The organism is Emergencia sp. JLR.KK010 (assembly GCF_037018265.1).
GTDB lineage: Bacteria > Bacillota > Clostridia > Peptostreptococcales > Anaerovoracaceae > Senimuribacter > Senimuribacter intestinalis.
The window spans coordinates 3,036,690-3,062,826 of sequence record NZ_CP143550.1; the positions used below are offsets into that span (position 1 = coordinate 3,036,690).

At 45.4% G+C, this 26,137-nt stretch carries 18 protein-coding genes; all 18 read right to left on the reverse strand.

Translation table 11 applies throughout. The features are described 5' to 3' along the window. Positions 1 to 3: 3 nt before the first annotated feature. A complete protein-coding gene (locus tag V1225_RS14570) occupies positions 4 to 2,319 on the reverse strand; it encodes a xanthine dehydrogenase family protein molybdopterin-binding subunit (RefSeq protein WP_338547046.1) in 2,316 nt (771 codons plus the stop codon). Between the two features lie 104 nt (positions 2,320 to 2,423). Next, entirely contained in the window at positions 2,424 to 2,768 is a 345-nt protein-coding gene (locus tag V1225_RS14575; protein ID WP_201759581.1) for a RidA family protein, read from the reverse strand. Between the two features lie 21 nt (positions 2,769 to 2,789). Continuing rightward, complete coding sequence (locus V1225_RS14580; RefSeq protein WP_338547049.1) at positions 2,790 to 3,266, reverse strand: (2Fe-2S)-binding protein; 477 nt, start codon at positions 3,264 to 3,266, stop codon at positions 2,790 to 2,792. A gap of 1 nt (position 3,267) precedes the next feature. Continuing rightward, positions 3,268 to 4,119 carry an FAD binding domain-containing protein gene (locus V1225_RS14585; RefSeq protein WP_338547050.1) on the reverse strand — a complete coding sequence of 284 codons (852 nt, stop codon included), beginning with the start codon at positions 4,117 to 4,119 and terminating at the stop codon, positions 3,268 to 3,270. Positions 4,120 to 4,186: 67 nt separating this feature from the next. Next, a complete protein-coding gene (locus V1225_RS14590) occupies positions 4,187 to 5,587 on the reverse strand; it encodes an AbgT family transporter (protein ID WP_160202325.1) in 1,401 nt (466 codons plus the stop codon). Positions 5,588 to 5,647: 60 nt separating this feature from the next. Further along, positions 5,648 to 7,171 carry a CoA-acylating methylmalonate-semialdehyde dehydrogenase gene (locus tag V1225_RS14595; protein ID WP_338547052.1) on the reverse strand — a complete coding sequence of 508 codons (1,524 nt, stop codon included), beginning with the start codon at positions 7,169 to 7,171 and terminating at the stop codon, positions 5,648 to 5,650. 184 nt (positions 7,172 to 7,355) lie between these two features. Continuing rightward, positions 7,356 to 8,138, reverse strand: a complete 783-nt coding sequence (locus tag V1225_RS14600; RefSeq protein ID WP_338547054.1) for an IclR family transcriptional regulator — start codon at positions 8,136 to 8,138, stop codon at positions 7,356 to 7,358. Positions 8,139 to 9,794: 1,656 nt separating this feature from the next. Then, positions 9,795 to 10,022, reverse strand: a complete 228-nt coding sequence (locus V1225_RS14605; RefSeq protein ID WP_160202321.1) for a hypothetical protein — start codon at positions 10,020 to 10,022, stop codon at positions 9,795 to 9,797. Between the two features lie 55 nt (positions 10,023 to 10,077). After that, entirely contained in the window at positions 10,078 to 10,692 is a 615-nt protein-coding gene (locus V1225_RS14610; RefSeq protein WP_338547056.1) for a cytidylate kinase-like family protein, read from the reverse strand. A gap of 65 nt (positions 10,693 to 10,757) precedes the next feature. Next, positions 10,758 to 11,819: an NAD(P)H-dependent oxidoreductase gene (locus V1225_RS14615; RefSeq protein ID WP_338547057.1), complete on the reverse strand. Its 1,062-nt coding sequence runs from the start codon at positions 11,817 to 11,819 to the stop codon at positions 10,758 to 10,760. A gap of 25 nt (positions 11,820 to 11,844) precedes the next feature. Then, on the reverse strand, positions 11,845 to 12,828 hold the full coding sequence (locus V1225_RS14620) for a hypothetical protein (protein WP_338547059.1): 984 nt from the start codon (positions 12,826 to 12,828) through the stop codon (positions 11,845 to 11,847). Positions 12,829 to 12,844: 16 nt separating this feature from the next. Then, positions 12,845 to 17,614: a hypothetical protein gene (locus V1225_RS14625; protein ID WP_338547061.1), complete on the reverse strand. Its 4,770-nt coding sequence runs from the start codon at positions 17,612 to 17,614 to the stop codon at positions 12,845 to 12,847. Between the two features lie 622 nt (positions 17,615 to 18,236). Continuing rightward, positions 18,237 to 20,099, reverse strand: coding sequence for an ABC transporter ATP-binding protein (locus tag V1225_RS14630; protein ID WP_338547063.1), 1,863 nt, complete (start codon positions 20,097 to 20,099; stop codon positions 18,237 to 18,239). Next, complete coding sequence (locus V1225_RS14635; protein WP_338547065.1) at positions 20,083 to 22,443, reverse strand: ABC transporter ATP-binding protein; 2,361 nt, start codon at positions 22,441 to 22,443, stop codon at positions 20,083 to 20,085. The genes V1225_RS14630 and V1225_RS14635 overlap by 17 nt, the downstream gene beginning before the upstream one ends. Beyond that, complete coding sequence (locus tag V1225_RS14640; RefSeq protein WP_338547067.1) at positions 22,440 to 22,919, reverse strand: winged helix DNA-binding protein; 480 nt, start codon at positions 22,917 to 22,919, stop codon at positions 22,440 to 22,442. Before V1225_RS14640 ends, V1225_RS14635 begins: the two co-directional genes overlap by 4 nt. Positions 22,920 to 23,463: 544 nt before the next feature. Next, the gene (locus V1225_RS14645) at positions 23,464 to 24,777 is read right to left on the reverse strand and encodes an aspartate kinase (RefSeq protein WP_160202314.1); all 1,314 of its coding nucleotides are present in this window, start codon (positions 24,775 to 24,777) and stop codon (positions 23,464 to 23,466) included. Positions 24,778 to 24,892: 115 nt separating this feature from the next. Beyond that, entirely contained in the window at positions 24,893 to 25,393 is a 501-nt protein-coding gene (locus V1225_RS14650; RefSeq protein ID WP_160202313.1) for an O-acetyl-ADP-ribose deacetylase, read from the reverse strand. Continuing rightward, positions 25,390 to 26,067 carry a gamma-glutamyl-gamma-aminobutyrate hydrolase family protein gene (locus V1225_RS14655; protein WP_338547069.1) on the reverse strand — a complete coding sequence of 226 codons (678 nt, stop codon included), beginning with the start codon at positions 26,065 to 26,067 and terminating at the stop codon, positions 25,390 to 25,392. Before V1225_RS14655 ends, V1225_RS14650 begins: the two co-directional genes overlap by 4 nt. Positions 26,068 to 26,137: the final 70 nt, after the last annotated feature.

The window sequence follows — 26,137 nt, forward strand, 5'->3', positions numbered from 1 at the left end:
AATCTATTCCTTTCCTTTGTCACATTTATGCAATGCTTCCATAACCCGAACCGGCGTGAGCGGAATCGTATTGATAAAGACCCCCGTCGCGTCAAAGAAAGCGTTTCTGATCGCTGGCGCGATGCCAACCACCGGCGGCTCTCCGATTCCTTTTGCGCCAAATGGACCGAGTACATTCGGATGCTCTACGATGATCGTTTCCAGATTCGGCACGTCGACAGCTGTCGGAATTAAAAAGTCATGATAGGTATGATTCTTCATCCGGCCCTGGCTCATAAAATGCTCCTCCATGATGCCCCAGCCGATGCCCTGGGCCATGCCGCCTTCCATCTGACCCTCTACTGTACTCGGGTTAATCGCTTTTCCGACGTCACATGCCAAAATGCACCGCAAAACAGTAAGCTCTCCTGTCTCTGTATCTACTTCCAGCTCTACACCGCAGGTTCCAAATGTAAATGCATGCATTTGATCGTGGGTGCCCTTAGGATTCGGGTGTACTCTCGGAGGAAACCATGACCCGATCGCTGCAAGCGGTATCTGCGCTCTGTAAGCGCCTGTCACGATTTTCTCCAGTGGAATGGCGGTTTCCGGTTTTCCTTTGACGAAAACTGTGTCCTCTGCCATAGCTAGAGACTCTGTTCCTACCTTGAAAACCTCGTCCGCCGCATATTTGATAAACCGTTCCCGCAGCGTTTTGCAGCCTGCCAGAACCGCGTTTCCCATCAGGGCTGTCGTTCTTGAAGAAACTGTGGCGCCAGCTTCTAATGAGGTTGCTGAATTAGAGTAATCCACGTATACCTTTTCATAGGAAACTCCCATCGCTTCCGCTGCAATCTGCTTCATCGCCACAAGAAGTCCCTGTCCCAATTCATTAGAAGACAATCCAATGTTAATAGAGCCGTCCCGCTGCGCCTGTACGATACAATGGGCGCCGTCCGGAGAACTGCCTGTTCCTATGCCGTACATAAAGCAGGCCACGCCCTTTCCCCGTTTCTTCACACCGGTTCCTCTATCTCTAGGCGCGTCCCAGCAAAGCGCTTCCTTCACCTTGAGCAGACATTCTTCCAGGCCAACGCCGCGCTCTCCCAGCATAACCTGTCCGGTATGAATGCGATCGCCGTCCCTTACGATGTTCTTTAATCGTAATTCAATCGGATCCATTCCCAGCTCATGAGCCAACATATCCATTTGACATTCGATCGCGAAATGTGCCTGCGGCGCGCCTAATCCTCTAAACGCGCATCCATATGGATGATTTGTATAAACAGAATGGCCATGGGCTCTCGATACTGGAATTTTATACGGACCGCCCGCATATAGCACCGTTCTGTCTGGAATCGCGTCTACTGACTGATACGCACCCTTATCTATAATATTGAATACATCTATTCCTAGTATTTTTCCCGTTTTATCCGCGGCTAACCGATGATGCAGAAATGCCGCATGTCTCTTTCCAGTAGTACGGAATACTTCTTCCCGTGTCTCCTCGTAAAATACAGGTCTTCCTGTCCTCAGAGCCAATACACCGGCAATTGCAGAAACATCAAAGGTCGAGTCTTCCTTTCCTCCAAACGCGCCGCCTACAATGGTACTGATCACATGAATTTTGCTCTGCGGCAGTCCAAACACTTTACAGAGTGATTTTTTCGCACCCTGCACATTATGCTGAGGACTGTAAATTGTAATACCGCCCTGTATCAAATCTGGTTCTGCAATGCACACATCTGGTTCAATGTACGCGTGGTCAACCATAGGCGTTTCAAAGTAATGATCGAGAATTACGTCTGCTTTCTCGAAAGCCGCCTCCACATCGCCTCGCAGCACCTTTGCGCTATAGGAAATATTACGATCGCCAGAAAAAGGATGTTTCTCATGAATCGCCCCGGCTTCCATCTCAAAAACTTCTCTCGGATCGTCATAAGCAGGAAGGGGTTCATACTCTACTTGAATCAAAGAAATTGCTTTTTCCGCCGTCGCCAAATCCCGAGCTGCTAAAATCGCTACCGCGTCACCCTCGTAGATCACTTTATTTTCCGCCAAAACAGGCTTATCATATTCGTCTAAACCATATCCATTCACACATCCCGGCGGCAAATCCTTAGCAGTCATGACAGCTTCCACTCCATCGAGGGCTTCTGCCTGTGAAGTATCAATGGACACTATTTTAGCATGCCCATAAGGGGAAAACAAGGCCTTTGCATACAACAGGTCTGTACGGTGAACAGCTAAATCCGCAGTGAATTTTGCCGCGCCCGTCACCTTTGCGATGGTATCAGGCTTTACCATTCGTTTTCCAATAAGACTGTTATTCCTATTCATGATGTTCTTACTCCTATTTTGCAAAAACAACGCCTTCGGCTGGTATCCGAAGCCAAAGACAGCGGTGTCAACCGAAGGTATCTTTTCTATTCAGCGTTACGCTCTTATTTTACAACAGCAGTAACGACCATTTCCACCAGTCTGTCCTCTAACGCCATATCAGCGGATACTGTCGCTCTTGCAGGTTCCTTTCCTTCTACAACCCAGGCTTCCCACACCTCATTCATATCATCGAAATCTCTGAGGACGTCTTTCAAAAAGATCTGAACGCGAACGATATGCTCCTTATCCGAATTGTATTTTGCTAATGTTTCATCAATAATATTCAGAACTCCCTGGGTCTGTTCTTTGATATCTTTACCTTCACTGGTTCTTCCTGTCAAATACAGCACTCCATTATGCTCCGTTACTAAAGATAAACGTCCGTCGCCTTCATAATATTTAATCATAATTTCTTCCTTTCTATGTTCTTATGCTTTCTGAGCCTGCATGCGCATGGCAGCAAGCTGAATCGCTTCTACAATTTTTTGATATCCTGTGCAGCGGCAAAGATTACCTGAGATTGCAATGCGAATTTCTTCTTCTGTCGGATTGGGATTCTCCTTGAGCAAGGCATACGCCGCCAGAACCATACCCGGAATACAAAAACCACATTGTACAGCGTTTACATCGACAAAAGCCTGTTGCACCGGATGAAGCTGATCCGTCGTTCCAAGACCTTCTATGGTCATGACTCGTTTTCCCTCAATCATTCCGGTAAGCATGGTACATGACCTGACAGCCACGTCGTCAACCAATACTGTACATGCTCCGCAATCTCCTGTACCGCATCCCTTTTTTGTACCTGTAAGCTTAAACCTGTTTCTTATCGTATCTGTCAGAATTTCATCACCCTCAATTTCACAGCTAACAGGTTCTCCATTTAGAACAAATGATATACGGCGCATATTACTTCCTCCTTTCAGCGCTGGCAAGCGCCCTGGAAAATGCCTGCGCAATAACAGCTCTGGTTGTAAGCTCTTTATATTCCTTAAAGTAGGACTCCCGCAAAACCGCTTCCTTCGGAAAAGTCTCTTTCAGATATTGCCGCGCTTGCTCTGGTTTCATACCTGTCACAGCTTCCTCCAGACTGAACGCGCGCACAATATTTGCATTTAACGCCCCCAGGGATATGGAGGCGCGACTGATTACATCACCCTCTAGCTGTACTCTTGCACCAACCAGTATTTTACCAATGTCCTGCGCCTTACGGCGAGCCACTTTGCAATAACCGGTACCTTCTTCCAGCTGTATTGCCGGAAAACAAATCTCTCGAATGATTTCATCGGCATGCTTCACTGTTCGATTTCTTCCTAAATACAAGTCCTGCAGCGGTACTTTTCTCTCACCTTGCTCACTGACAAGCACGATTTCAGACTTAAGTGCCATTAACATCGTTGCGCAATCAGCCGCCGGCGCAGCCGTACCAATATTACCTGCCGGCGTTGCAACAGCTCGAACGCCTGGACTTCCCAGATTGGAGATTGCCGTAATCAATCCCTCAATTTTCTGGCATATGGGATCCTGCGCCATCTCCCTGTAGGTCATATTCCCACCCAGCATAACGCAGTCCTTTTCTTCCCGAACATATCGTAGCTCCGCTAGCTGTCCAATATAAACGATAGCTGAAGGCGCAATCCTTTTCTGGCTGATATCTATTACAATATCACTGCCTCCGTTTACAATAACCGCCTTCTCTTTATAGTGCCCAAGAATTTCTAATGCCTCCTGCAATGTGTCGGGTCTAAAAAATTCTGCCATGAACAGGCCTCCTTTCACAGAATTTGTTCTTCTGTTTAGCAATCTCTTTTTCTATCGCGGTGTTTTCTTAGAACGGTCCATACTGTGTCACATGGGCGATGATGATAAACACGAGACCAATTACAAACTGAATTCCAATCAGAGGCAGCATCCATTTTGCCCATTTCTCCCAAGGAACCTTTGCAAGTGCAAGCCCCGCCATCAGGAAGCCTGAAACCGGTGTCAATACATTGGACAGTCCATTACCCACTGACAACGCCATAACTGCCGTCTGTCTCGTTACATCTACCAGATCTGCCAGCGGCGCCATGAGAGGCATGGTAAGCGCAGCCTGTCCGGATCCTGATACAACGACTAAGTTCAACAAATTTTGGAAAATGTACATACCGATTGCGGAGAAGATTGGCGGCAGCACACCGAGTACAGAAGCCGCGCCGTGTAAGATTACGTGAAGGATACTGCCGTCGGTCAATACGACTACAATAGCCTTGGAGAAACCAACGATTAACGCGCCTGTAGCAAGATCCATCATGCCCTTTCCAAGAACCTCGGCATAACGGTTGAAACCAATTTTTCCGATGATTGCACAGATAATGGAAGTTCCAAGGAACAACGCACAGATTTCATCCATATACCAACCCAGCTCAATTACACCGTAAACAAGCAGTACAATCATCAAGAGGAATACGATTAAAATAGCCTTTTCACGTCCGCCAAACTTCGGCAAATGTTCAAGATCCAGGGTATCCTCTCTCTGCTTGTCCAATTCATACATCGGCGAAAGCTGCGGGTCTTTTTTTACTTTTCTCGCATACCGCATAATCCACAGAGAGGTTACTACCAGCATCGTCACAAACAGCGCAATTCTAAGACCCATACCGGAAAGCGGCGGCAACTCCGAAATGCCCTGCGCAACCTGCAAACAGAATGGATTCATAAACTCACCGGCCCAACCAATCGCTCCGCCAATCATAACAATGGCTACGCCAACGATGGAGTCATATCCCATAGCCAAACATAGGGCAACAAAGAGAGGAACTAAAGGTACGGATTCTTCACACATACCGAAAATTGCGCCGCCCAAGCCAAACAATGCCAGAACAATCGGAATAATAATCAGATCTTTTCCTTTTAAACTCTTTGCAAGTTTACCAACGCCTGCCTCCAGTGCGCCTGTAGACTGTATGACTGCCATAGCACCTCCTACAATAAAGAGGAAGAATACAATCTGCGCACTCTCCTGCAGGCCTCTGGTAATGGAAGTCAGCATTTGCATTAGAGACACCGGTGTTTGCTCTATGGTGTGATAAGAATCCGGGTCAACAACAGATCTGCCGTCCAATTCCATCATCTCATATGTACCTGCCGGCACAATATAGGATAATATGCTGCAAACAAAAATCATTGCAAACAGAATGATAAAAACATTTGGCACAGCAAACCTTTTCTTTTTCTTTCCTTTTTCCATTCCTTTTCTCCTTTCCATAATGTGAACTTTCATTTATAAATACCGCTTGAAATCCGATTGCTAAATTCTTTCAACGGTTCCTTCCCAGGTATCAACTTCTTTTTTCTTTTTTCTTGCTGTCTCATCATACCAATGCTTCGTCACGGTCTTAGCCCGCGTATAGAATCGAACGCCGTCTTTTCCAAGTACATGCAAATCTCCAAAGAAGGAATCCTTGTTTCCGGAAAATGGAAAATATGCGGACGGCACAGGAATTCCTACGTTAATGCCTACCATTCCGCCGTCAGTACGGAACTCAAATTCTCTGGCATAATATCCGTTTTGTGTGAAGATTACAGAGCCGTTGGCAAATGGATTTTCATTCATCAAAGCAAGTCCCTCTTCAAAATTCTTCACCCGTTTTATCAATGTCACCGGACCAAAGATTTCTCTGTCGCCAATAGTCATGCCCGACTTTACATGGTCAAAAATCGTTGGCCCGACGAAAAAGCCTTTTTCAAAGCCTGGAACTGTAACGTTACGGCCATCTAACACGAGTTCAGCGCCCTCGTCAATTCCTTTCTGAATCCAATCACATACCTTTGTCTTATGCTCCGCCGATACAACCGGCCCCAGACTTGTTTCCGGATCATACGCGCAGCCGACCTTCATTGCCATAGCCTTTTCCTTCAGCAAAGCAACGAACGTATCAGCAATGGATTCCTGTACTACAATAACCGGAAGAGCCATACATCTCATACCAGCACATCCATATGTAGAGTTGATAATTGCGCTTGCAGCACTTTCCAAATCAGCATCCTCCAAAACAAGCGCATGATTTTTCGCTTCACACTGTGCCTGCACACGCTTTCCGTTTGCCGCAGCTGTAGAGTAAATCTGCTTGCCAACGCCTGTCGTACCTACAAAAGTAACTGCCTTAACTCGTGAATCTGTCAAGAAAATATCTGCTTCTTTTCTGCTGCAGGTTACCAGATTGACAACGCCCTTCGGGAATCCTCCTTCTTCATAGAAAAGCTCTAATATGCGCATCGCTGTAAGTGGCGTCGCGCTGGATGCTTTCAATACAACTGTATTTCCAGAGGCGATCGCAAGCGGTACCATCCAGCCCCATGGAATCATCGCCGGGAAGTTAAACGGTACAATCCCCGCTACAACGCCTAACGGCATCCGATAAGTCGCTGTATCAAATCCGGTTGTTACCTGCAAAGATGCATCGCCCTGCATCAGTGTCGGTAAGGAGCAAGCATGTTCTGTCGGCTCAATCGCTTTCAACACGTCGCCTCTCGCCTCTGCTAAGGTCTTACCCAACTCTTTCGCGCATAACAGTGTCAATTCTTCCAGATGTTCTATCAGAATGTTTCTCCATTTAAACATCATCTGCGTTCTCTGACTTAACGAAAGCTTCGACCATGCAGGAAAAGCCTCCTGTGCCGACGCAATAGCCGATTCTACTTCCTCTGCCGTACAACAGGGAACTTCTGCAATCATTTCTCCTGTGCTTGAATCAGTGACAGGCATATACTTGTCTGTTTTTGACAGATGCCATTCTCCATTTACACAATATTTCTTCCTTTCAACATTCATTTTCGCATTCCTCCAAATTTTTAGTTTTTTAGAAGTTAATTTCATTTTATTCCATATTTTTTATTTTGTCAATCAAAAATGAAAATTAATTTCATTTTTGATTATGCGACAAAAAATCCCTTTGTCCAGATTCGATTCTGTCAAAGGGATTTTCTATTTCTTATACAGAGACCACGCTTCTCACTTATTCATAGCTGCCCATTCTAAAAGAGATTTCTTTTGCCACACTTCTAAGTTCTGGTAAAATGTCACTGTGAATCTGTTCAAAGGACATATTCTCTACTTTTCCGAAGCAGCTCAACGCTGCTGCAATCTCACCGCTATAGTCATAAATGGGAACCGCAACACAACGCAGACCCGGCTCACATTCCTGATCATCCAGGGCATATTGATTATTCTTCGTACTACGAATTTCCTCCATTAAGGCGTCTTTTGTCGTAATAGTTTTCTCTGTCAGCTGTTCCAGTCCTTTTTGATTGACCAGCAAATCAATATCACTTTCTTCGTATGCAGTCAAAAACAATTTTCCCGAAGAAACCGCATGAATTGGTGCCTGCAGCCCAATGCGCTGCAGCGGTACCCCGCCGCTGATACTGGTCGGATCATATACGCAGTCGATATAGACGCACTCCATTCCTCTTTCTATGGACAAGCTTACGCCTCGCGAAAGCTTAACCGATAATTCGCTGACCAAACTTCCGGAAAGGTTCCTTATCGTCATATGATTTCGTACCAATTTTCCATATTCACAGACCCGCCACGTCATCGCATAACGATTTGTCGCCCCATCCTGAAATACCAGTCCTTCCTCCACCAATGCATTCAAATAGCGGAATGCCGTCGCTACCGGCACACCAATATGTTCTGAAATATCCTGCAGCCGCATCGGCGTACGACTTTCTGCAATACAAGATATTAATTGTACTAATTTGGATACTGTCTGATTCGATACTTTCTTTTCCCCCATGGTACGATCCTTGCTCTTTCTTTCAAGTAGTCAACGTGATTCTTTTCTATATCAATATACCGTATAATCCAATTTCTGTCAATGCTGTTGGCACGCCCTATTACTGCAAACGTATGAAAGCTTGACTTGCTCAAATTCGCTGCACCTGTTTCCGCGTCATGCATAAAAATCAAAAAATCTCCGAAATATGCACACGAACATACATAAAATCGAAGAAATCTATTTAGATATGTACATTCCAAGGGTTTCCTAATAAAGTACAATGAAACAAAAACTGGCTCTTAAAAGCCAGTTTTTGTTTCACTTAAAGATTTCTAACTTCTTCTGTCAATTGTGTGTACTTCATGATTAGCTCTACCGGTATTCCATCCGCTTTCATGTTCCTGGCGATTTCAAGCCTGCCCTTCTGCTCGTCTTCGGCAAGACCCTTTTCTCTTGCCCATTTTTCTCTGAGTCTGGAATCCTCTTCAATGTCATAAAACCCATCAAATCCCTCTTTTCATTCAGTTCTATCACCTGATGATGGATCTCTTCCACAAAACATCGTCTTCCGAAATCTTTCCGCTCCTGATATATTCCAGAAGCGGTCGAAGAAACTCCGGCATTTTCTCCTTTTCACAGGTTGTATTTAATATTATTGTATTTGTAAAGTCCCCTAATGGCAAGTCATTTTTTCTGTCAAAGTTTTCAAATTGATATACCGTCTCCGCGTTTCCAAACAAACCAAATTGACAGACAAAGATGACATAACATGGTCTCAGTGCTTCATAATCACGATCCTTCGTTTAAATATCGATATCTATCATGCTATGGTAATATCTGCGTCTCTTGGGAATACTATCGCTATCTGCCACCTGCATTTCAAGATCATACCATGCAGTATCATCCTCAAAAAGTACATTCAATTGGATGCTTTTGTAAAACGAACCATTAAGAATTGTCTTTTCTACTTCGACTCGGCATCCATCTTCTCGCTCAGAATATTTGTATTCCTTCGACAGGCGCACCTGGCGAGCCTTTCTTTCCGGAAAAATTCACTTTAAAAATTCTCTGCAGCGCATCTCGTCGTGCATGACCATAGCATATATATTTTTGTTGGAAAAAGGATGAAAAACTTTCCTATCATCTAAATTCTGTATCTTTTTCATATAAACATTCTATCTCCGTTACATATACAACTGTTTTGACAGTCTCTATACAAGTGAAAGTGTCCTGTTTAAATTTTGTATTTTATTGTCGCTTTTTAATATTCTATAGAAATCAAAGGTCTGTCATCTGACACCGCATCACTGTTTCAAAGCTATCACTGATCCGGCAACATTCGGGAGCTGCGCAATGTCATCGAAGGCGCATTTGCTTCTGCGGAAAGCGAATGGATTACACCTTCCGATTTGCCTGCCTATTTTTCCACACAAAAAACGACGTTGGAAATCACTTCGTCAAAACAAGCTTATCAAGATTTTTTAAAGGATTTTGAGCGGGAACTTTTGTCAAAAACCCTTGCCTCCTGCCGCCCCAAAACAGAAGCCGCCGAAAACTGGGTATCACCAAACAAGTGCTTCATGATAGGCCGACCAGTCTTAAGCTGTAATAAACAAAGCAAAAATAAAGCCGATGAAAAGGCGGAAATTCCTGCCCTTTCACCGGTCGTGTCACTTATCCTTCTAAATCTTCTTCAGCCCAGTCATCTCTCGACCATTCTTCATCTGGCCAGTCTTCGTTCACAAAGATTTTCTTCATGATGTGGTCCATACCCACTACCAACGTAGTTCCTGCCACAAAGCCTACACCTAAAATTGCAAGGGCTACCTTTGCTGCTGCAGACGTGCCGCTTTTTCTTCCTTTATCCGCCTTATTCGGCTCCAGTTTATTTTTCTTGCTCATTTCATTTCCTCCGTGGTCAAAATTCTCGACTCATCCACTTGATTTTCACTTTAATTTATCTATATGTTCTCTTATTAACGTATTCCACAATTAAGCTTGCAGCCTCTTCTTCTGAAATATAACTGCTGTTGATTGCCAAATTATAGTTGGAGAACTGCCCCCATTTCTGGCAGGTATGGTAGTTATAGTAGTTTGCACGAGCTTTGTCATAAGTATGCACTGTCTCCTTTGCATCGGCGGCATCAATGCCATAAACATCGATGCAACGGCGAATTCTGTCTTCCAGTTCCGCATAAACAAAGATATTCGTCACCCCTGGCATATCCTTGAGAATGTAATCAGCACACCTTCCGACGATGACGCCTTCACCCTCCTCGCCAATCTGATTAATCACATCAAATTGGGTGATAAAAAGCTTTACGTTAACGGAAACTGCCTCGCTCATCATGCCCTCACCGAAGTTCATTGCTGAAGAAAGGCTATACGAGAAGCTACTCTTTGCACGAAGCTCCGCGGTCTCCACAATTTCTCTGGATAATCCACTCTTTTCTACCGCCATATCGATAATCTCCTTATCGTAAAATGGCACGCCCAGTTTCTCCGCAACAAGTCTTCCGATAATGCGCCCACCGCTTCCGTACTCTCTGCTGATTGTAACTAGTTTCTTCATAAAAAACACCCTTTCTGTTCTCTATCCTATCCCTTTGGATACTTCTATTATACCGCAAAAGTGTTCTAAAGTGAAGAATAAATTCTCTCCGCGAAGGCGGCGGCTTTTTCTTCCAGATTTTCCACTTTTAGAATGCTTCCCGGATTATTAGCGGTTTCTACCAGAGCAAAATTTCCCGGTAAAATAAAGTTCTTGTTGAAATTCATCGCACCAATCACCTGCTCCGCCACAATATCTCCGCCGCTGTAGCCGGATATCACTAGAGCAAAGACTCTTTTCTTTGAGAAGTCGTGGGTGCGGAACACAGAGGTCAGCCGGTTAATAAAGGCTGTCAGGTTAGCGCTGACCGCATCATTGTAATTAGGGCAAACCATCACCAGCGTATCGCATTTAATGATAGCAGGATAAACCTTTTCCACCATGACGCCGCCATAAAAGCAGTCGTCCTTTTCGCCAAAATGCAGACAGGTCTCGTATTTACAGCCGCGGCAGTCAAGAAGCTGACCGTTTCGCAGAGAAATCTCCTCCACCTCTACATCGTCATCAAAATATCTGCGTACCTTTTCCCAAAGAAGCAGACTGTTGGACGTCTTCCTGCTGCTAGCGTGAACCATCAACACTTTTTGCGTCTTTTCCCCATGAATTTCGAAAGAAAGAAGCCGCTGCACCAGTTTTTTCACCTGCCCGGCATAAGCCTCCGCCAAATCCGTATGATTCACTTTGCTGATAATCTGAAAATTGTATAAGGATCCGGTTGCTTCCACCAGAGGTTTGCCAGGGAAAGTACAGCCTGCCATGTTCGCAGAAAATACCAGGCGTCGGGCGAGACTTTTGGTAAAAAGCTCTCCGCTGCCGTCCACAATGACTCCTGCACAAGCCCCTGCAAGGCAGTCCGGCACTTTGCGGAAATACTCCAGCATACGATAGTATTCCAAATTGATACCGGATTCAGAAAGGCAGACAGCAAAGAGCAGTCTCCTGCCTCTGAGGTCGGTTCTTTCTAAATCGTCAGCGGTCAGAAGATATTCCGCCTTGACATTTTTAAGTGCTTCCGAAAGCACCTGATCCATCCGACTTTCCCTTTTAAATTCTTTGCAAAACGGTTTAATCACTGTCAGCAAATTCAATCGCCTCTTTTCCTTTTCACATACGTCATTTTAAAATCAACAGATGCCTATATGCCTTATTAATCCGTTCATACAGGGCCTCCGGCAAAGGTAAATCCTCGTAGACAGGACCGTCTGCCTCCATGCGGTTTTTAATGCCGAGAAAAGCGCCGGTATTCTCATCTCCCAGATATAGAGAGCTGTAGTGCCACGCTCCCCGCAAAGTCAGCAGAATAGAGATGGCCGCAGATGAGATAGCAGGCGCGATATACGGCTTAAAGCCTAGCTCCCGAACCGCTACATTGGCATTCACCGTTAGCGCAGTCAGCTCCTTTGACAGTTCATCGTCGTAATGCACAATGCTGTCTGCAATCACCAAATCTTCTCCGTGAGGTCCGAAAGCGCGCCCCTCTTCTCGATAATGCGCCAGCCTTTGGTCTCTTCCAGCAAAATATATAGCTCTTGCATTCATGACCCCCAAGCCGTAGCCCTGGATCTGGGAAGGCGCAAGACCGCTGGAAGTAAGAAATGTCTTGCAAAGTGGATCTACGGGGTCTGATACCACCGCCACCAGTCCTTTGAAACCGGTGTCAGCCGCCATTTTTCCGTAGCGACTGATTAGTTCCTTATTTGCTTCAAGCTGTGCCATGCGCACATCGCCTTGACTTCCCAGCGGCGGCACACCTTTGCTTGCACAGAAAACAAACACATCACAGTCAAAGAGCTGTTCTTCGGCTACAGGCGTAACCTGCGGCAGCGATCCTGCCTCCTCAAAAGGATAGGAAATCTGATTCATTTCCATCTCAAGGCGCTGCAGGTTTTCCGCTGAAAGGTCGCAAATACCGATGGACGAAATCACATCACCACCCAGCAGCTTCAGCCCCAGAAGAACTGTTCTTCCCACGTCGCCGAGAGCCAGAACGTTAACCCGGTGCTTCTTCCCAGGCCTGACCGGTGCGCAGCCGCCTCGCTGCAAGCTGACAGGGTTCTTCACCCCCGCTTCCTTCCATAAATCTTCAATTCGTTTCATATTCTTCCGTTCCTTTTTATCCTTTCAGCCGCATACGAATCAGCTTTTCAATATCGTTTTCCACATAAGCAGACGGCGCCAGATTTTCATCGTAGCTGATGCCATTTCCAATGTCCGGACGCCGCGGATAGGTGATAACCTCGCCCAGACGTTTCAGCGTCAGCTTTCTTTCAAAGGTAGCCTGATACTCCTGCTCCAATACCTTTAAAATGTCTCTGGCATTTTCCAGACAGGTCATGGAATAATCGAAGACCGCCTCTGTTCCGGCCTTGATAAAGGTAGGCATAGTGTACGGCAAAATCAGATTAATAGATGAATCTGCGTCTTTTGCCATGCTGTCGCCGCCGATAAACGGATAACTGTCCCTCTCATTAATCCAAACCTGTAGGCTCGGCAGGAAATATGCACTCTCTGCCTTTCTGTTTCTCACCGCCATTAAATCTCTGCCATTTCCGGTCATAACACCCACAATAATTTCCTTTACCTCTACCTGATTCTGTTTCAAAATCGGGTCTAAAATATTCATGCGGTAACCTTTATGCAAAAGATCATCAATCAGGATAATCGGGCGATTAAAAGACTTGATTGTCTTCGCTTGATTGTCAAGTGCCGCATAATGCTTCATCTCCGCAATATTGAAATGGCTCAAATCGCTGTCAAAATATTTTTCCGTGTGCAGCGCCTTTGTTACTGTATTCGGCACCACCACATCCGCCAGCGCCTTTCCAAAAGGCACCGACATGTACGGACCGCGCTGCCTGTTTTTCGCAGGTTCCACTGGCACGCCGTTGAGCTTAGCAACCTTTCCGATAATCTTGTTGTGCACCGCACTGGTATTAAAGGAAAGCACCAGCTGTCCGTGATAAATCCCCGTCAGCACCCGAAGCATTTTGTTGTGCGCCTCTTCAAGAGCATGCAGTACCTTAGGATTTTTGTTCAGCGGATTCTTAATTACAGTTTCAACGTCACGGAACACCACAATCGGCGAGCGCATGTCTACCGCATAAATCGGCGTCTGGCTGCCAGCTTCTGCAATATTGATAAAGCCTTGCCTGCGCAGCGCCTCAATAACCCGTGGATTATATCCTGCTTCGTCAGCCGGATGATATACCACATATGCAAAGTCTCGCGCCAAAAGCTCCGTTAGAATTTCTGTAATAAGAATCTGATTTACATTGGAAATCGCCCTTCCCTTCCCTACAAAGAGAGCGCCGATAACTGCAATACCGCCGGTGGCTTTATCTCTGATGTGGGAAGCGATAGCAGGATCACCAAACTCCGCAAGAAGCTGGCTGGTTTCCACCCTGTGGGCAGCTGCAAATGCCGCCATCTTCTTCTGTCTCACACCGTTTTCAATATAAAGCGTACGCACGCCTTGCCGCGACAAATATGTCTTGATTCGCTCCATATCGTAGCCACGGGAAATCAAATCCTCTCTGATTCTATCAAGACTATCCACATCTCTGTGCTCGTAGCTGCTGATTGTAATCTCCTTTGCCTGCAGCACATGTTTATATGCAGGCTCTCTAAGATAGAGATTTCTGTCGTAAATATAATTTTGCGCCACCGTATCAATCAGGTTGGAAATATCCCTGTTGAGGTCAATATTCTCTCTAATTCTGGTGGAACTGATATCTTCGTAGTATTTTTTCAGCCGCAGGTAAACCACCTCACCAGTAATCGGATAGCCCTTTTCTTCCTCTGCACCCTCCTTCTGCTCACCTGATTCTCTGGCAAAAGCGATGTGATTCAGGGTGTGAATAGAATCAGTCTCCGGCGGTGCTTTGTAGCAGGAAGCGTTCTTAATCACGTCAGTACCTACTGCAATATAAAGTTCCTTGCCGCAGAAAGTATCCTTCAGCACCTTGATATCCTGTGGATTTGCGATATTAACCGGAATATCCTCCGGGAACACATAGATATCCGCCTCGTCAGCCACTGACATATTCATGATTTTTCTTCTCTGCAGTCTCGGCTGAGTGTTCTTCGACCATGAAAACTCATCAAGAGCCATATACACTGTAAATCCCATATCACGAATCGTAGTGGCGACAGCCTTGTGTCCCAAGCTGAATGGGTCGAAGGTGCCCGGAAAAAATGCCACCTTGCGACTTTGCTGAAAATCAAAATTGCCCGTTTCAATCTGATTTTGACCGATATATCTGTAAATGTGATTCAAAACCGCCGCATTATTATAAAAGTCCAATGGGTCTTCCGTCTTTTCAGAAAGCAGCACTGCCAGTTTCTTATAACACTGACAGAAAAGCTCGTTCTTTTCAGCAAGACTCAGCACTTCACTGCCAAAGACTCTGGTGCCAAGAATCCAGAAAGCCTCCTCCGAACAGACATGATTATAGCTGGCATAAGCTTTCACCAGCAGATTGAGAAGTCTGAAACGGCGTTTCTCAGAGGCATTACCTTTCTCATAAAAATTCTCTTTATAAACAGAATAGTGCTCCAACATTACTCCAAGAGTGTTTACCACAGAAGATGCCGTCATTTCATTTCCAGTTTCCAGAATCTTTTGGAGCTCATCGATGGACTCATCCAGTTCCTTTGGCGGCAAATAGAGCATGATAACACCCAGGTAATCCGGAATATATTTAGAAAACTGATAATCGCCCAGTTCCAACCCGTTAAACAGTTCTACGGTCAACTCATTTCTCTGATCCGGCGGCATTTTTGCAATCATATGAAGCAATCCCTCTCCGGCAGCACGGCGCACCGTCACAGTCTCGCTGACTTTTACCAAATTGGAAAGATGCGTCGCTACATGAAGCAGTTTTCCTCTGTCACCGCTGCCTATGGCGTGTTTCAGCATAAAACCAATATTTGCCACCTTTTGAATCCACGGTGTGCCCGTCTTCAAGTCGTCAAGAAACATGGCTGCAAGCTGCTTATCAAAGTCCTCGTCTTTTGGCAGTTTCATCAGCATTCGCAGGTCAGTGTCATAACGCTCTTCCGTATAGGCGTCAAAATAACAGCGTGCCGCAGAAAGAACGCCGATATCCACGCTCCTGGAAAACCTTCCAAAACTGCCTTTTAGAAAGCTGCTCATAACGGCAACAAAGCTTTCTGTACACAAACTGCGGTCAATCACTGCCGCCGCATCAAGAAGCACCATGGCGGTGCTTTCCGTATGATTTTCCGTATCCTGGTAAAATTTTTCCAGAATGTCAAAATATTTATGCCTGCAAGACGGCTTGCAGTGGTTCACCGTAGCTCTGACGAAGCTGTCCAACGTGTTGGAAATCCACTTCTTATGCTGATCCGTCAGCTTATATGAAGGGTTTAAAATCTTCGTCAGATACTGTTCCCAAAGGGTCAGATTGCTGACAAGGAGGTCCGGCAAGGTGATATCAGTCGGCACTTCTTTCTTGTACTCTTCGCTAAAGCCTGCGACCATGCAGCCCATAATTTCTGCTGCCCGGCTTCTGATGTCGCTTTCCTTATGGGAAAGCAGCTCATAGAGAAATTTCAGTGTTAAAAGCTTTTGCTTTTCCGTCATATAGGTGGAGTACTCCCCCAAAATACTGATATAGGTTCGCAGATTCTTCCACTGCTGCTCACTTCTAGCAGCTTCTATGAGGCTGGCAAACTCGCTGTCCTGGTGGAAGCGACTCATCAGCCTGATGTTATGTCCGATGGCAGAAAACTTCAGTTGGTTGACAATCTCTTCCCCCTCCAAAAGAACAATTTCGCGCACCTTCGGATGCGGCGCTTCTTTCGGCTCTGTCGCAAAGTCCTCTGGAAGTTCTGTGTGCACTCCGTTTTCTTCCATATAATTCTCAAAGTCTTTCAGTTTGTCGTAAACCTTTTGGTAGCGAAGCTTTTTCGCATCGTCCACGTTATCCAGCTTGCCCAAAATCACGTCATAAGCCTCTGCTAAATTGTAAAAATGCACTACTTCTGCACCCTTTTCATCTCGGCTGCTCTTCACGCGGAAGTCCGCATAAATCAAAAGCAACGACTCTACAGACAGGTTTTCAAGCTCCAAATCCCAAGTAGAGTGATTGGCTGCAATATGGCCAATAGTCGGCATATGAAAACGGTTATAGCACAAATCGGTATAGTAGTAATGCAGGTAAGGGATTCTCTTTTCCTCACTTTTGCGGCAGCCGTATTTTCCGATATCGTGGCCTGCCGCCGCACCGGAAACCAGCGCCAAATCCACAGGCACCCCAGCCTTTGCAAGCTGTCTTGCTGCAAACATGGCGACGTAATGAACCCCGCTGATATGCCCAAGGGTGTTAAAAGGCGTAATATCAATACCGATACGCATAAACTCATAAACGTATTTACTTTTTACCAGCTTGTGCATGTGGATATATTCCTGGGTATAACCCTTTTCCTCCACCTCGCTGTCTGTGAGAAACTGCATATCCTTGGTCGGGTCGAAAGGCAGATGTTCTCGTTCAAAGCTGTACACACTGCGTAAAACCTGCAAAAGCCAGCATCTTCCATCGTGGTAAAAAGCTGCGCCGTCAGGTTCTCCCATCTCCGGAAATAGCTGGGCAAGAAGATAGCTGTAGCAGTGGCGCAGCCATCCTTCCTCCGGTTCCTCAGAAAGCTGTGGAATAACCTTTTTTGCAACCGCTAGGACATCCTGCGCTTTATATCGTTTATTTGCGATTCCAATTGCTGCAAGGTCTGCCGCCATGTGCTTCCACCGCTGTTTCTGCAGATTCTGCTCCATCTCTTTTCGGGAAACTCCGATTTCTTTTAAAAATGCTTTGTCCGTCAAATTCCGGCACAATGTTTCGTGGATTAAAACTTCCGTTTTCATAAGCCTTCCCCCTGGATTTGCACATATTATTTCTTATTATATCACGTTATTCAAACCGGGAAAATCCATTTTCACATCTGTACGCCTATTTTTTCAAAAAAGCAGCTGAAGCATTTTTTGCTTTTGCAGAACTTTACCCTTTATTCATGAAAAAAAGGAAAACCCTTTGCTAGGCTAATGTGCATCAGAACAAAATACATGTTCCTCAGAGTTTTTTTAAGAAAATGACGAAATAATTATCGATTTCTCTTGAAAAAAAAACGCTCAATCCTTTGTGAATTAGTGTGAAGTACTCATGTAGACGTTATTTTACTTATAACTTTCCTTTTTTTGCGCCTACAAAGGGGGAAGTTCTGCAAAGTGAAATTTTCCTTTGGACCCGATGAGAAAACGATTGAGAAAATTAAAAAGCGCTCTAAATTATCGTGTGGGCACAACAAGAAAAAGAACCCTTCATGAATTAAGTAAGCCAGTTGCTCCTACAAAATTTCTTTCAAATTTCGCTTCTTCTGTACACCGCTTCCAATTCTTTCACAAAATGCTGTCATTTCTTATGCGCATACGAAAACAGAGACTCTATTCTTTCAATAAAGTCTCTGATCTGTTTTTCTAAAATATCCCTTTATCCTAGTTTCTCAAACTGGGAGTTATACAAATCAGCATAGAAACCGCCGGCTGCCAGCAGCTGGTCGTGATTTCCCTGCTCAATGATGTCGCCTTCCTTCATGACGAGAATCAAATCTGCATTGCGAATGGTAGATAATCTGTGCGCGATAATAAAGCTGGTTCTGCCTTCCATCAGATTATCCATAGCGCTCTGAATTCGCTCCTCAGTACGAGTGTCCACAGAAGACGTCGCTTCGTCTAAAATCAGCACCCTGTTATCTGCCAAAATGGCTCTGGCAATGGTAAGCAGCTGTTTTTGTCCCTGTGAAACGTTGGAGGCGTCTTCATTAAGTTCCATTTCGTAGCCGCCCGGCAGTGTTCTGATAAAGTGATCCGCATGGGCAGCCTTTGCCGCAGCAATAACCTCTTCATCCGTCGCGTCCAGTCTGCCATAGCGAATATTCTCCATAATGGTACCTTTGAACAGCCAGGTATCCTGCAGCACCATACCAAAATAATCACGCAGATTATGTCTGTTGAACGCTCTGATATCGTGTCCATCCAAGGAAATGGAACCCTCCTGTACATCATAAAACCGCATAAGCAGCTTTACGATGGTAGTCTTGCCCGCACCGGTCGGTCCCACAATGGCAATTTTCTGTCCTGGCTTTACGTCGGCACTGAAATCCTTGATGATAATCTGCTGCGGGTCGTAGCCGAAACGCACATGGTCAAAGCGCACCGCGCCCTGCGGATCTTTCAGCTGCACCGGATTTTCAACAGTCTGCTCTTCCTCTTCTTCTGCGAGAAACTCAAAGACACGCTCGGATGCTGCCGTCATAGACTGCACCTGATTGATGACCTGAGCGATCTGCTGAATCGGCTGCGTGAAATTCTTTACATACTGAATAAATGCCTGAATATCCCCAATTCCGATGGTGCCCTTGATAGCCAGAAGTCCTCCGGAAATCGCAACACCGGCATAGCCCATATTTCCTACAAACATCATCAGTGGGTGCATGAGTCCTGAAAGAAACTGCGATTTCCAAGCAGATTCGTAAAGTACATCGTTAGTCTCGTCGAATACCGTAATGGTTTCGTCTTCCTTATTAAACGCCTTAATAACCAAATGACCCGCAAAAGTTTCTTCCACCTGTCCATTGATATTGCCCAGATACTTCTGCTGGGTGCGGAAGTGTTTCTGTGAATACTTTACTACCACCGACATCAGGATTGCTGAAATCGGCAGAATCACCAGCGCAATCAAAGTCATCAGCGGTGAAATAGATAGCATCATGACCAGCACGCCAATCAGCGTTGCAGTCGATGTAATAATTTGGGTAATGCTCTGATTCAACCCCTGTCCTAATGTGTCCACATCATTGGTAATGCGGGACAGCACCTCACCGTAGGTTCTGCTTTCAAAATATTTCATCGGCATGCGGTTAATCTTTTCAGAAATCTCCCTTCTCATGCGGTAACAGATTTTCTGGGTGATGCCGCTCATAATGAAGCCCTGCACAAAGGTAAACACCGAACTTGCGGCATAAAGCCCCAAGGTAATCAAAAGGATCTGCAGGATTTTGTCAAAATCAATGCCCCCAGTACCTCCGATTTTCCTCATCAGTCCCTCTGCAAGTTCGGTGGTAGCGCGTCCCATGACCTTTGGTCCCAGCACGTTGAACACCGTTGAAGCCGCAGCAAAGAGCATAACCACCAGCACGGCAAACTTATATCTGCCGATATATGCGAGGAGCTTTTGAAAGGAGCCTTTGAAGTCTTTCGCTTTCTCGCCGCCCATCATAGCACCCATCGGTCCGTGTCCGCCAGGTCCTCTGCGCCTAGGCTTAAACTCCCTTGTATCATTCTTCACTGTCATTCACCTCCCCCTCTGTAGTCTTCGGCAGCTGTGCACTCTGGGATAGACCTCCCAGTTCCTTTTCCGAAAGCTGAGAACTTGCAATCTGCCTGTAAACCTCACAGTTTCTCATCAATTCCTCGTGGGTTCCCTTGCCCACAATTTCTCCATCGTCTAATACCAATATCTGATCTGCATGAAGTATGGTGCTGATACGCTGCGCAACCACAATCTCCGTCGCATTTTTAACTCTGTCAGCCAGCGCTTTGCGAAGCTTTGCATCAGTTTTCATATCCAGAGCAGAAAAGCTGTCGTCAAAGACGAAAACCTTTGGATTCTTTGCAATGGCTCTTGCAATAGCAAGACGCTGCTTCTGTCCACCGGACACGTTGCTACCGCCCTGGGCGATATAGCTGTCAAATCCCTCTTCTTTCTCTGCGATAAAATCCGCTGCCTGCGCGATTTCTGCTGCCGCTTTGATTTCTTCATCAGTAGCCGAAACCTTGCCAAAGCGAAGGTTAGAAGCAATGGTTCCAGAAAACAGAACCCCCTTCTGCGGTACAAAACCAATTTCCTCACGCAGTTCGTGCAAAGCCAGTTCCCTAATATCTACACCGTCTAAGGTAATTTCTCCTTCCGTCACATCATAAAATCTTGGAATCAGATTTACCAACGTCGATTTTCCAGCGCCGGTACTTCCAATCATAGCTGTCACCTTGCCCGGCTCCGCTTTGAAACTAATATGATGCAACACGTCTTCCTCTGCGCCCGGATAACGGAAGCTGACATTCTTAAATTCCAGCACGCCTTTGTGCTCTCTCAAAGCCTTCGGTTCTTCCGGATCCCCAATAGAGGATTTTGTCTGAAGCACTTCATCGATACGTTCTGCAGCAACGCCAGCTCTTGGCAGCATAATGGACATCATAGTCAACATGAGGAAAGACATGACAATCAGCATGGAGTAAGTAATAAATGCTGTCATATTTCCCACCTGCAAATCTCCACTGTCGATTCTCTGTGCGCTGACCCACATAATCAGAATGACCAGACAGTTCATAATTAACATCATGCCCGGCATCATAAAAGTCATCACCCGGTTGGTAAATAGCTGCGTTTTCTTCAGATTCTCATTGGCAACATCAAAACGCTCTTCTTCGGTCTTTTCTCTGCCAAAGGCTCGAATAACTGAAAGACCTGTCAAAATCTCTCTGGAAACCAGATTCAGATTGTCGACCAGTATCTGCATGAGTTTGAACTTCGGCATTGCAATAGAAACAAGCAGAAGCACAAATCCCATAATTACAAGGACAGCCATCGCGATAATCCATCCCATGCCTGCACCGGTTTTTGCCACCTTATAAATGCCGCCTATGCCCAAAATCGGCGCATAAAGCACCATTCGAAGCATCATAGTCGTTACCATCTGAATTTGCTGTACGTCGTTAGTACTTCTGGTAATTAGCGATGCAGTAGAAAATTTATCAATTTCTCCATTGGAAAATCCGACTACATTCTTAAATACCTTGCCACGCAGGTCTCTGCCGACTCCTGCGCCGATTCTTGCAGCCAGATAGGAAGTGCAGACCGCTGCCGCCAGCATAAGCGCTGCCATGAAAAACATGCGAAACCCTGCACGCCAAAGATAGTCAGTCTGTACTTTCTCCATGTCGATACCTGCTGCCTCATTGCAGGAGGCAGCATAAGCAATCCCCATAGACTTTAGAGTATCTTCGCCTACAGAGGTAATCATTTCCTCCATAGAGGTTCTGGCATTTCTGATGGCTGCCTCGTCCATCTGTCCTTCTGCAATCATACGCTCCATCAGAGGACGCATGTCAACATAATTCGACACATTCCCTTCTTCATCTTCCGCCTGAAAGCTGTCAATATCGGTGCCCATGAGAGTTTCAATCTCTTCGATAGACATATCGTCTATTTTCGATTCCAATTCTGCCATCTGTGGATTCTGAGAAACCGCCTCTTTGATAGTATCTTTAAAGTCGCCTTCGCGCATGTGACCCAACTGATAAGTCAGCGCTACAGCGGTTATCAGCTTCTCGTCGACTTCTTCTAGAACCTTTTCATCCTCTGCATTCAGTCTGTAATCGGCACCGTCCTCTACATAAATCTCATTCCACAGTACCGCTTCCTCTTCTTCCATAAAAACTTGCGCTTCACGAAATTCCTCAGCAGTGATTCTCTCTGGGGCGATATGCTCCACTCCCTTTCCTGTAATACCAGTATCTATAATATCTGCTGTGTACTGCGGCAGCGCCAGATCACAATAGGCCTGCACCGTAAGCAGCAGCACAATCAGAAGCACAGATTTCCAGTACGGAATTATGTTCCTAAAAATTCTCTTCATTCACTTTCCCCCTTCTTTTCATTATACTTTCGTTTTTCTATTTCTATTTTGGAAGTTTCCACAAACTTCTGCAGGTAGTCGTTAAGTTTTTGCATGGTGTCTGCCCCCAAATTGCCAAACACTGCATCAGAGAATTCTTCCATAATGCAGTCTGCTTCTGCAATGCGCGCGATTCCTTTCTCCGTCACCTTAACAAAAGTATTACGCCGGTCTTTCTTATCCACATCACGCAGCACCAGTTCTTTTTCCTCCAGCACACGCAATGCTCTGGAAATAGCCGGCGGCGGCAGATGCATTTCTTTCACAATCAAAGAGACTTTCACCCCCCCTTGGTCGACTCCGCTGCACCTTTGACAGTGCTGTATCATCTTCAGTACACCAAATTCTCCGTGACTGATACCCGGCAGCATGCTGGAAAGATTCAATTTCCGAAAAGAATGCATGATATCAAAAAAATTTTTCTGTTCCTCTCTCATGATTGGTTCTCCTGTTCTAAACTTACCGCAAGAAATAGTTAACACTGTTAATAATTTTAATACGTCAAATATTTTAGCACGCAACTTTATTTCTGTCAACAGGATTTTTGTACGTAAAATACCCACTGCAGATACGTTGAAACTACGAAGTTGTGCAAATCCATGCTTTTATTCGCCGAATGCACAACTACGCTACTGCAAAGTTGTGTAAATCCGATAAAGATTAATTTTTTTGCACAACTATCTCGTTAAAATTCTACTTGTCCGCAATTTTCTCTCACCCGAATTGTGCATTCATAATAAAATAGTTTGATTTTACACAACTTCCTGCCGGAATTATATGATCTAAAAGAATAAGGTTGTGCAAAAACCTGTGTTCAGAAGCAAGATACACAACCCATCATGACAACAGTTGTGCATAAGACAAAAGATAAGCCAGATTTGCACAACCGGGCACAACACGAGGTTTTGACAACAAAAAACAAGGCGCCCCGTCCTTTCAGCTGACGGTTTTGCGCCCTGCAGTTTTCTAAATCGTTATTCGTTATACAAATGCCTGATAGATGGCACGGATTGCCGTATCAAAGTCGCGATTCTGTACTCCAACGATAATGTTCATTTCGCTGGAACCCTGATCGATCATTCTAATGTTAACCTCTGCTTCGGCAAGGGCTGTAAACAATGCCGCCGAAACGCCGCTTCTGCTGCTCATGCCGTGGCCCACTGTAGCAATAAGAGCGATATCCTCAAAAGTTTCCATGTGGTCAGGGCTCAGCTGTTTTTCAAAAGCTTCCAGAAGTTCATCGAGTCGTCCGTCCAGACTTTTGTTGGAGACTACGACAGAAATGGTATCAATCCCGCTCGGCAAATGCTCAAAGTTGATATCCATATCCTCCAAGATTGCCAGGATTCTTCTGACAAAGCCTCGTTCACTGCTGAGCATATTTTTGTAAATCGCAATAACGGTAAAATCTTTACTGCCCGCAATGCCTGTTACAACATTTGTATTGCTTTCATCGTGCTCTGCCGTAATAATGGTTCCTGGATCCTCCGGCAAATTCGTATTTCTAATGTTAATTGGAATATTTGCGATTCTTGCTGGATAAATCGCGTCTTCATGCAACACCGACGCTCCCATATATGAGAGTTCCCGCAGTTCTTTATAAGAAATCTTATGAATCGGCTTCGGATTTTTTACAATTCTCGGATCCGCCATCAGAAAACCAGATACATCCGTCCAGTTTTCATAAATATCCGCATCCACTGCTCTTGCCACCAGAGAACCTGTAATATCAGAACCTCCTCTGGAGAAAGTCCGCACCTTGCCGTCCTCTGCATTACTGCCATAAAATCCAGGAAGTACAGCCCTCTCATGTTTTGCAAGCTCTTTGCGAAGCGCTTCATCGGTCGCTTCCTGCATCAGTCTACCTTTATTATCAAATAAAATAAGCCCTTCAGCATCAACAAAATCATACCCTAAAAAAGCTGCAATCAGTACAGCATTTAAATACTCACCACGACTTGCAATATAGTCAGAAGAGCAGCCCTTTTTCAGATTCTCTTTAATGATATCAAAGTGCCCCTGCAGGTCAACGTTAACATTCAAATTCAGCTGAACCGCCATAAATCTGTCCGTAATAACCTGAAAAACCTGTTCATAAGGCAGGTTATGTTCCATATGAGTCTTGCACAGATACAAAAGATCTGTAATTTTATTGTCTCCATCAAAACGTTTTCCCGGTGCAGATACAACGATGTACTTGCGGTCAGGGTCTGCTTCGATGATTTGCTTCGTCTTCATCAGCTGGATTCCGTCAGCAACTGAAGAACCGCCAAATTTCGCTACTTTTATTCCCATCTTCTACATTTTCCTCCATAATCAACAATCTTCTCTATTATATTATAACAGGAGATGTCTTGCAACGATTTTTTGTATCTTGTCCACAAAAAATCATTACTTTTGTGTTGCTTTTTCATAACAGTTCTCTGTAAATTTCCTCCGTTCTTGCGTCAAAGCACACCATCAGCACTTCTTCAATTCCGCTGCCCGAATGTGTTTTCAGGTAATTCTGTACCGTTTTCACCGCAATTTCTGCTGCCTCCACCTTTGGATAACCATAAACACCAGTGCTGATTGCAGGAAAGGCGATGGACCTTATCCCCAGTCGCTCCGCTTCCTCAAGACTACGCAAGTAGCAGCTTTCCAGTTTTTCTGCCTCGCCGTGGGCGCCTCCGCGATAAACAGGTCCCACCGTGTGAATTACATACTTTGCCGGCAGATTATATCCCTTCGTCACCTTTGCATCACCCGTTTCACAGCCGTGAAGAGACCGGCACTCTGCAAGAAGCTCAGGTCCTGCCGCTCTATGGATGGCGCCGTCTACTCCTCCGCCGCCAAGAAGGGCATTGTTTGCCGCATTGACAATGGCATCTACAGGTAACGTTGTAATACTGTCCGTGGTAATTCTAATCATAATTCCTCTTCCTTCCTCAGCCAAGCTTTGAGCAGTTTTTCTCCGTCTGCTCTGCTTTCCTTATCTCCATATAGGTACATCTTTTCCGGGTGCCACTGCACGCCCAGTACCTTCCCTCTGTTTTCTTCCATTTCGACAGCCTCCACCACTGTATCTTCTCCATCATTCCAGAAAGAAGCTACCTGTAAACCACTACCTATACGTCCTGCCCCCTGATGATGACGTGTATTGACAAAAGAATTCTCACCAAAGAGTCCATGCATACACGTACCTTGAACATGGATCACGCTGTGATAAAGCTCCGGCTCCCTCCTCTTGTGAGCCTCTGCGCATGGCAAATCCTGTATCAGCGTGCCTCCAAAGTATACGTTTAGAAACTGCATGCCTCTGCAAATCCCCAGCACCGGCATCTCTTTCTCCATAGCAAGATCCATCAGTGCAAGCTGCGCGCTGTCCAGTTCATCGTTGATGTCGTTGGAACCTTGGTCTTCTTCTCCCCAAAGCTTCGGATTCATATCCTGCCTGCTCCCTGGCAGCACCAGAGCGTCTGCTTCTGCCAATTCCTCCTCCGACAGTGATAAAAAAGGTTCTGCACCAAGTCTTTTAAATGCGTCTATATAGTCTTTGTACTCCTCTATAGCCGTCTTTGCGGCTGCAATCATAATCTTTTTCATAGAGTTTATTTTAGCAGAGTCCGCCGTAAAAATCCAGTAGCAACGCTATTAAAAAACGAAGCATGTTCCC

Bases quoted from the DNA above. Each gene is read 5' to 3' on its own strand.
- V1225_RS14570 (WP_338547046.1), bottom strand. From the start codon at position 2,319: ATGAATAGGAATAACAGTCTTATTGGAAAACGAATGGTAAAGCCTGAT.
- V1225_RS14575 (WP_201759581.1), bottom strand. From the start codon at position 2,768: ATGATTAAATATTATGAAGGCGACGGACGTTTATCTTTAGTAACGGAG.
- V1225_RS14580 (WP_338547049.1), bottom strand. From the start codon at position 3,266: ATGCGCCGTATATCATTTGTTCTAAATGGAGAACCTGTTAGCTGTGAA.
- V1225_RS14585 (WP_338547050.1), bottom strand. From the start codon at position 4,119: ATGGCAGAATTTTTTAGACCCGACACATTGCAGGAGGCATTAGAAATT.
- V1225_RS14590 (WP_160202325.1), bottom strand. From the start codon at position 5,587: ATGGAAAAAGGAAAGAAAAAGAAAAGGTTTGCTGTGCCAAATGTTTTT.
- V1225_RS14595 (WP_338547052.1), bottom strand. From the start codon at position 7,171: ATGAATGTTGAAAGGAAGAAATATTGTGTAAATGGAGAATGGCATCTG.
- V1225_RS14600 (WP_338547054.1), bottom strand. From the start codon at position 8,138: ATGGGGGAAAAGAAAGTATCGAATCAGACAGTATCCAAATTAGTACAA.
- V1225_RS14605 (WP_160202321.1), bottom strand. From the start codon at position 10,022: ATGAGCAAGAAAAATAAACTGGAGCCGAATAAGGCGGATAAAGGAAGA.
- V1225_RS14610 (WP_338547056.1), bottom strand. From the start codon at position 10,692: ATGAAGAAACTAGTTACAATCAGCAGAGAGTACGGAAGCGGTGGGCGC.
- V1225_RS14620 (WP_338547059.1), bottom strand. From the start codon at position 12,828: ATGAAACGAATTGAAGATTTATGGAAGGAAGCGGGGGTGAAGAACCCT.
- V1225_RS14625 (WP_338547061.1), bottom strand. From the start codon at position 17,614: ATGAAAACGGAAGTTTTAATCCACGAAACATTGTGCCGGAATTTGACG.
- V1225_RS14630 (WP_338547063.1), bottom strand. From the start codon at position 20,099: ATGACAGTGAAGAATGATACAAGGGAGTTTAAGCCTAGGCGCAGAGGA.
- V1225_RS14635 (WP_338547065.1), bottom strand. From the start codon at position 22,443: ATGAAGAGAATTTTTAGGAACATAATTCCGTACTGGAAATCTGTGCTT.
- V1225_RS14640 (WP_338547067.1), bottom strand. From the start codon at position 22,919: ATGAGAGAGGAACAGAAAAATTTTTTTGATATCATGCATTCTTTTCGG.
- V1225_RS14645 (WP_160202314.1), bottom strand. From the start codon at position 24,777: ATGGGAATAAAAGTAGCGAAATTTGGCGGTTCTTCAGTTGCTGACGGA.
- V1225_RS14650 (WP_160202313.1), bottom strand. From the start codon at position 25,393: ATGATTAGAATTACCACGGACAGTATTACAACGTTACCTGTAGATGCC.
- V1225_RS14655 (WP_338547069.1), bottom strand. From the start codon at position 26,067: ATGAAAAAGATTATGATTGCAGCCGCAAAGACGGCTATAGAGGAGTAC.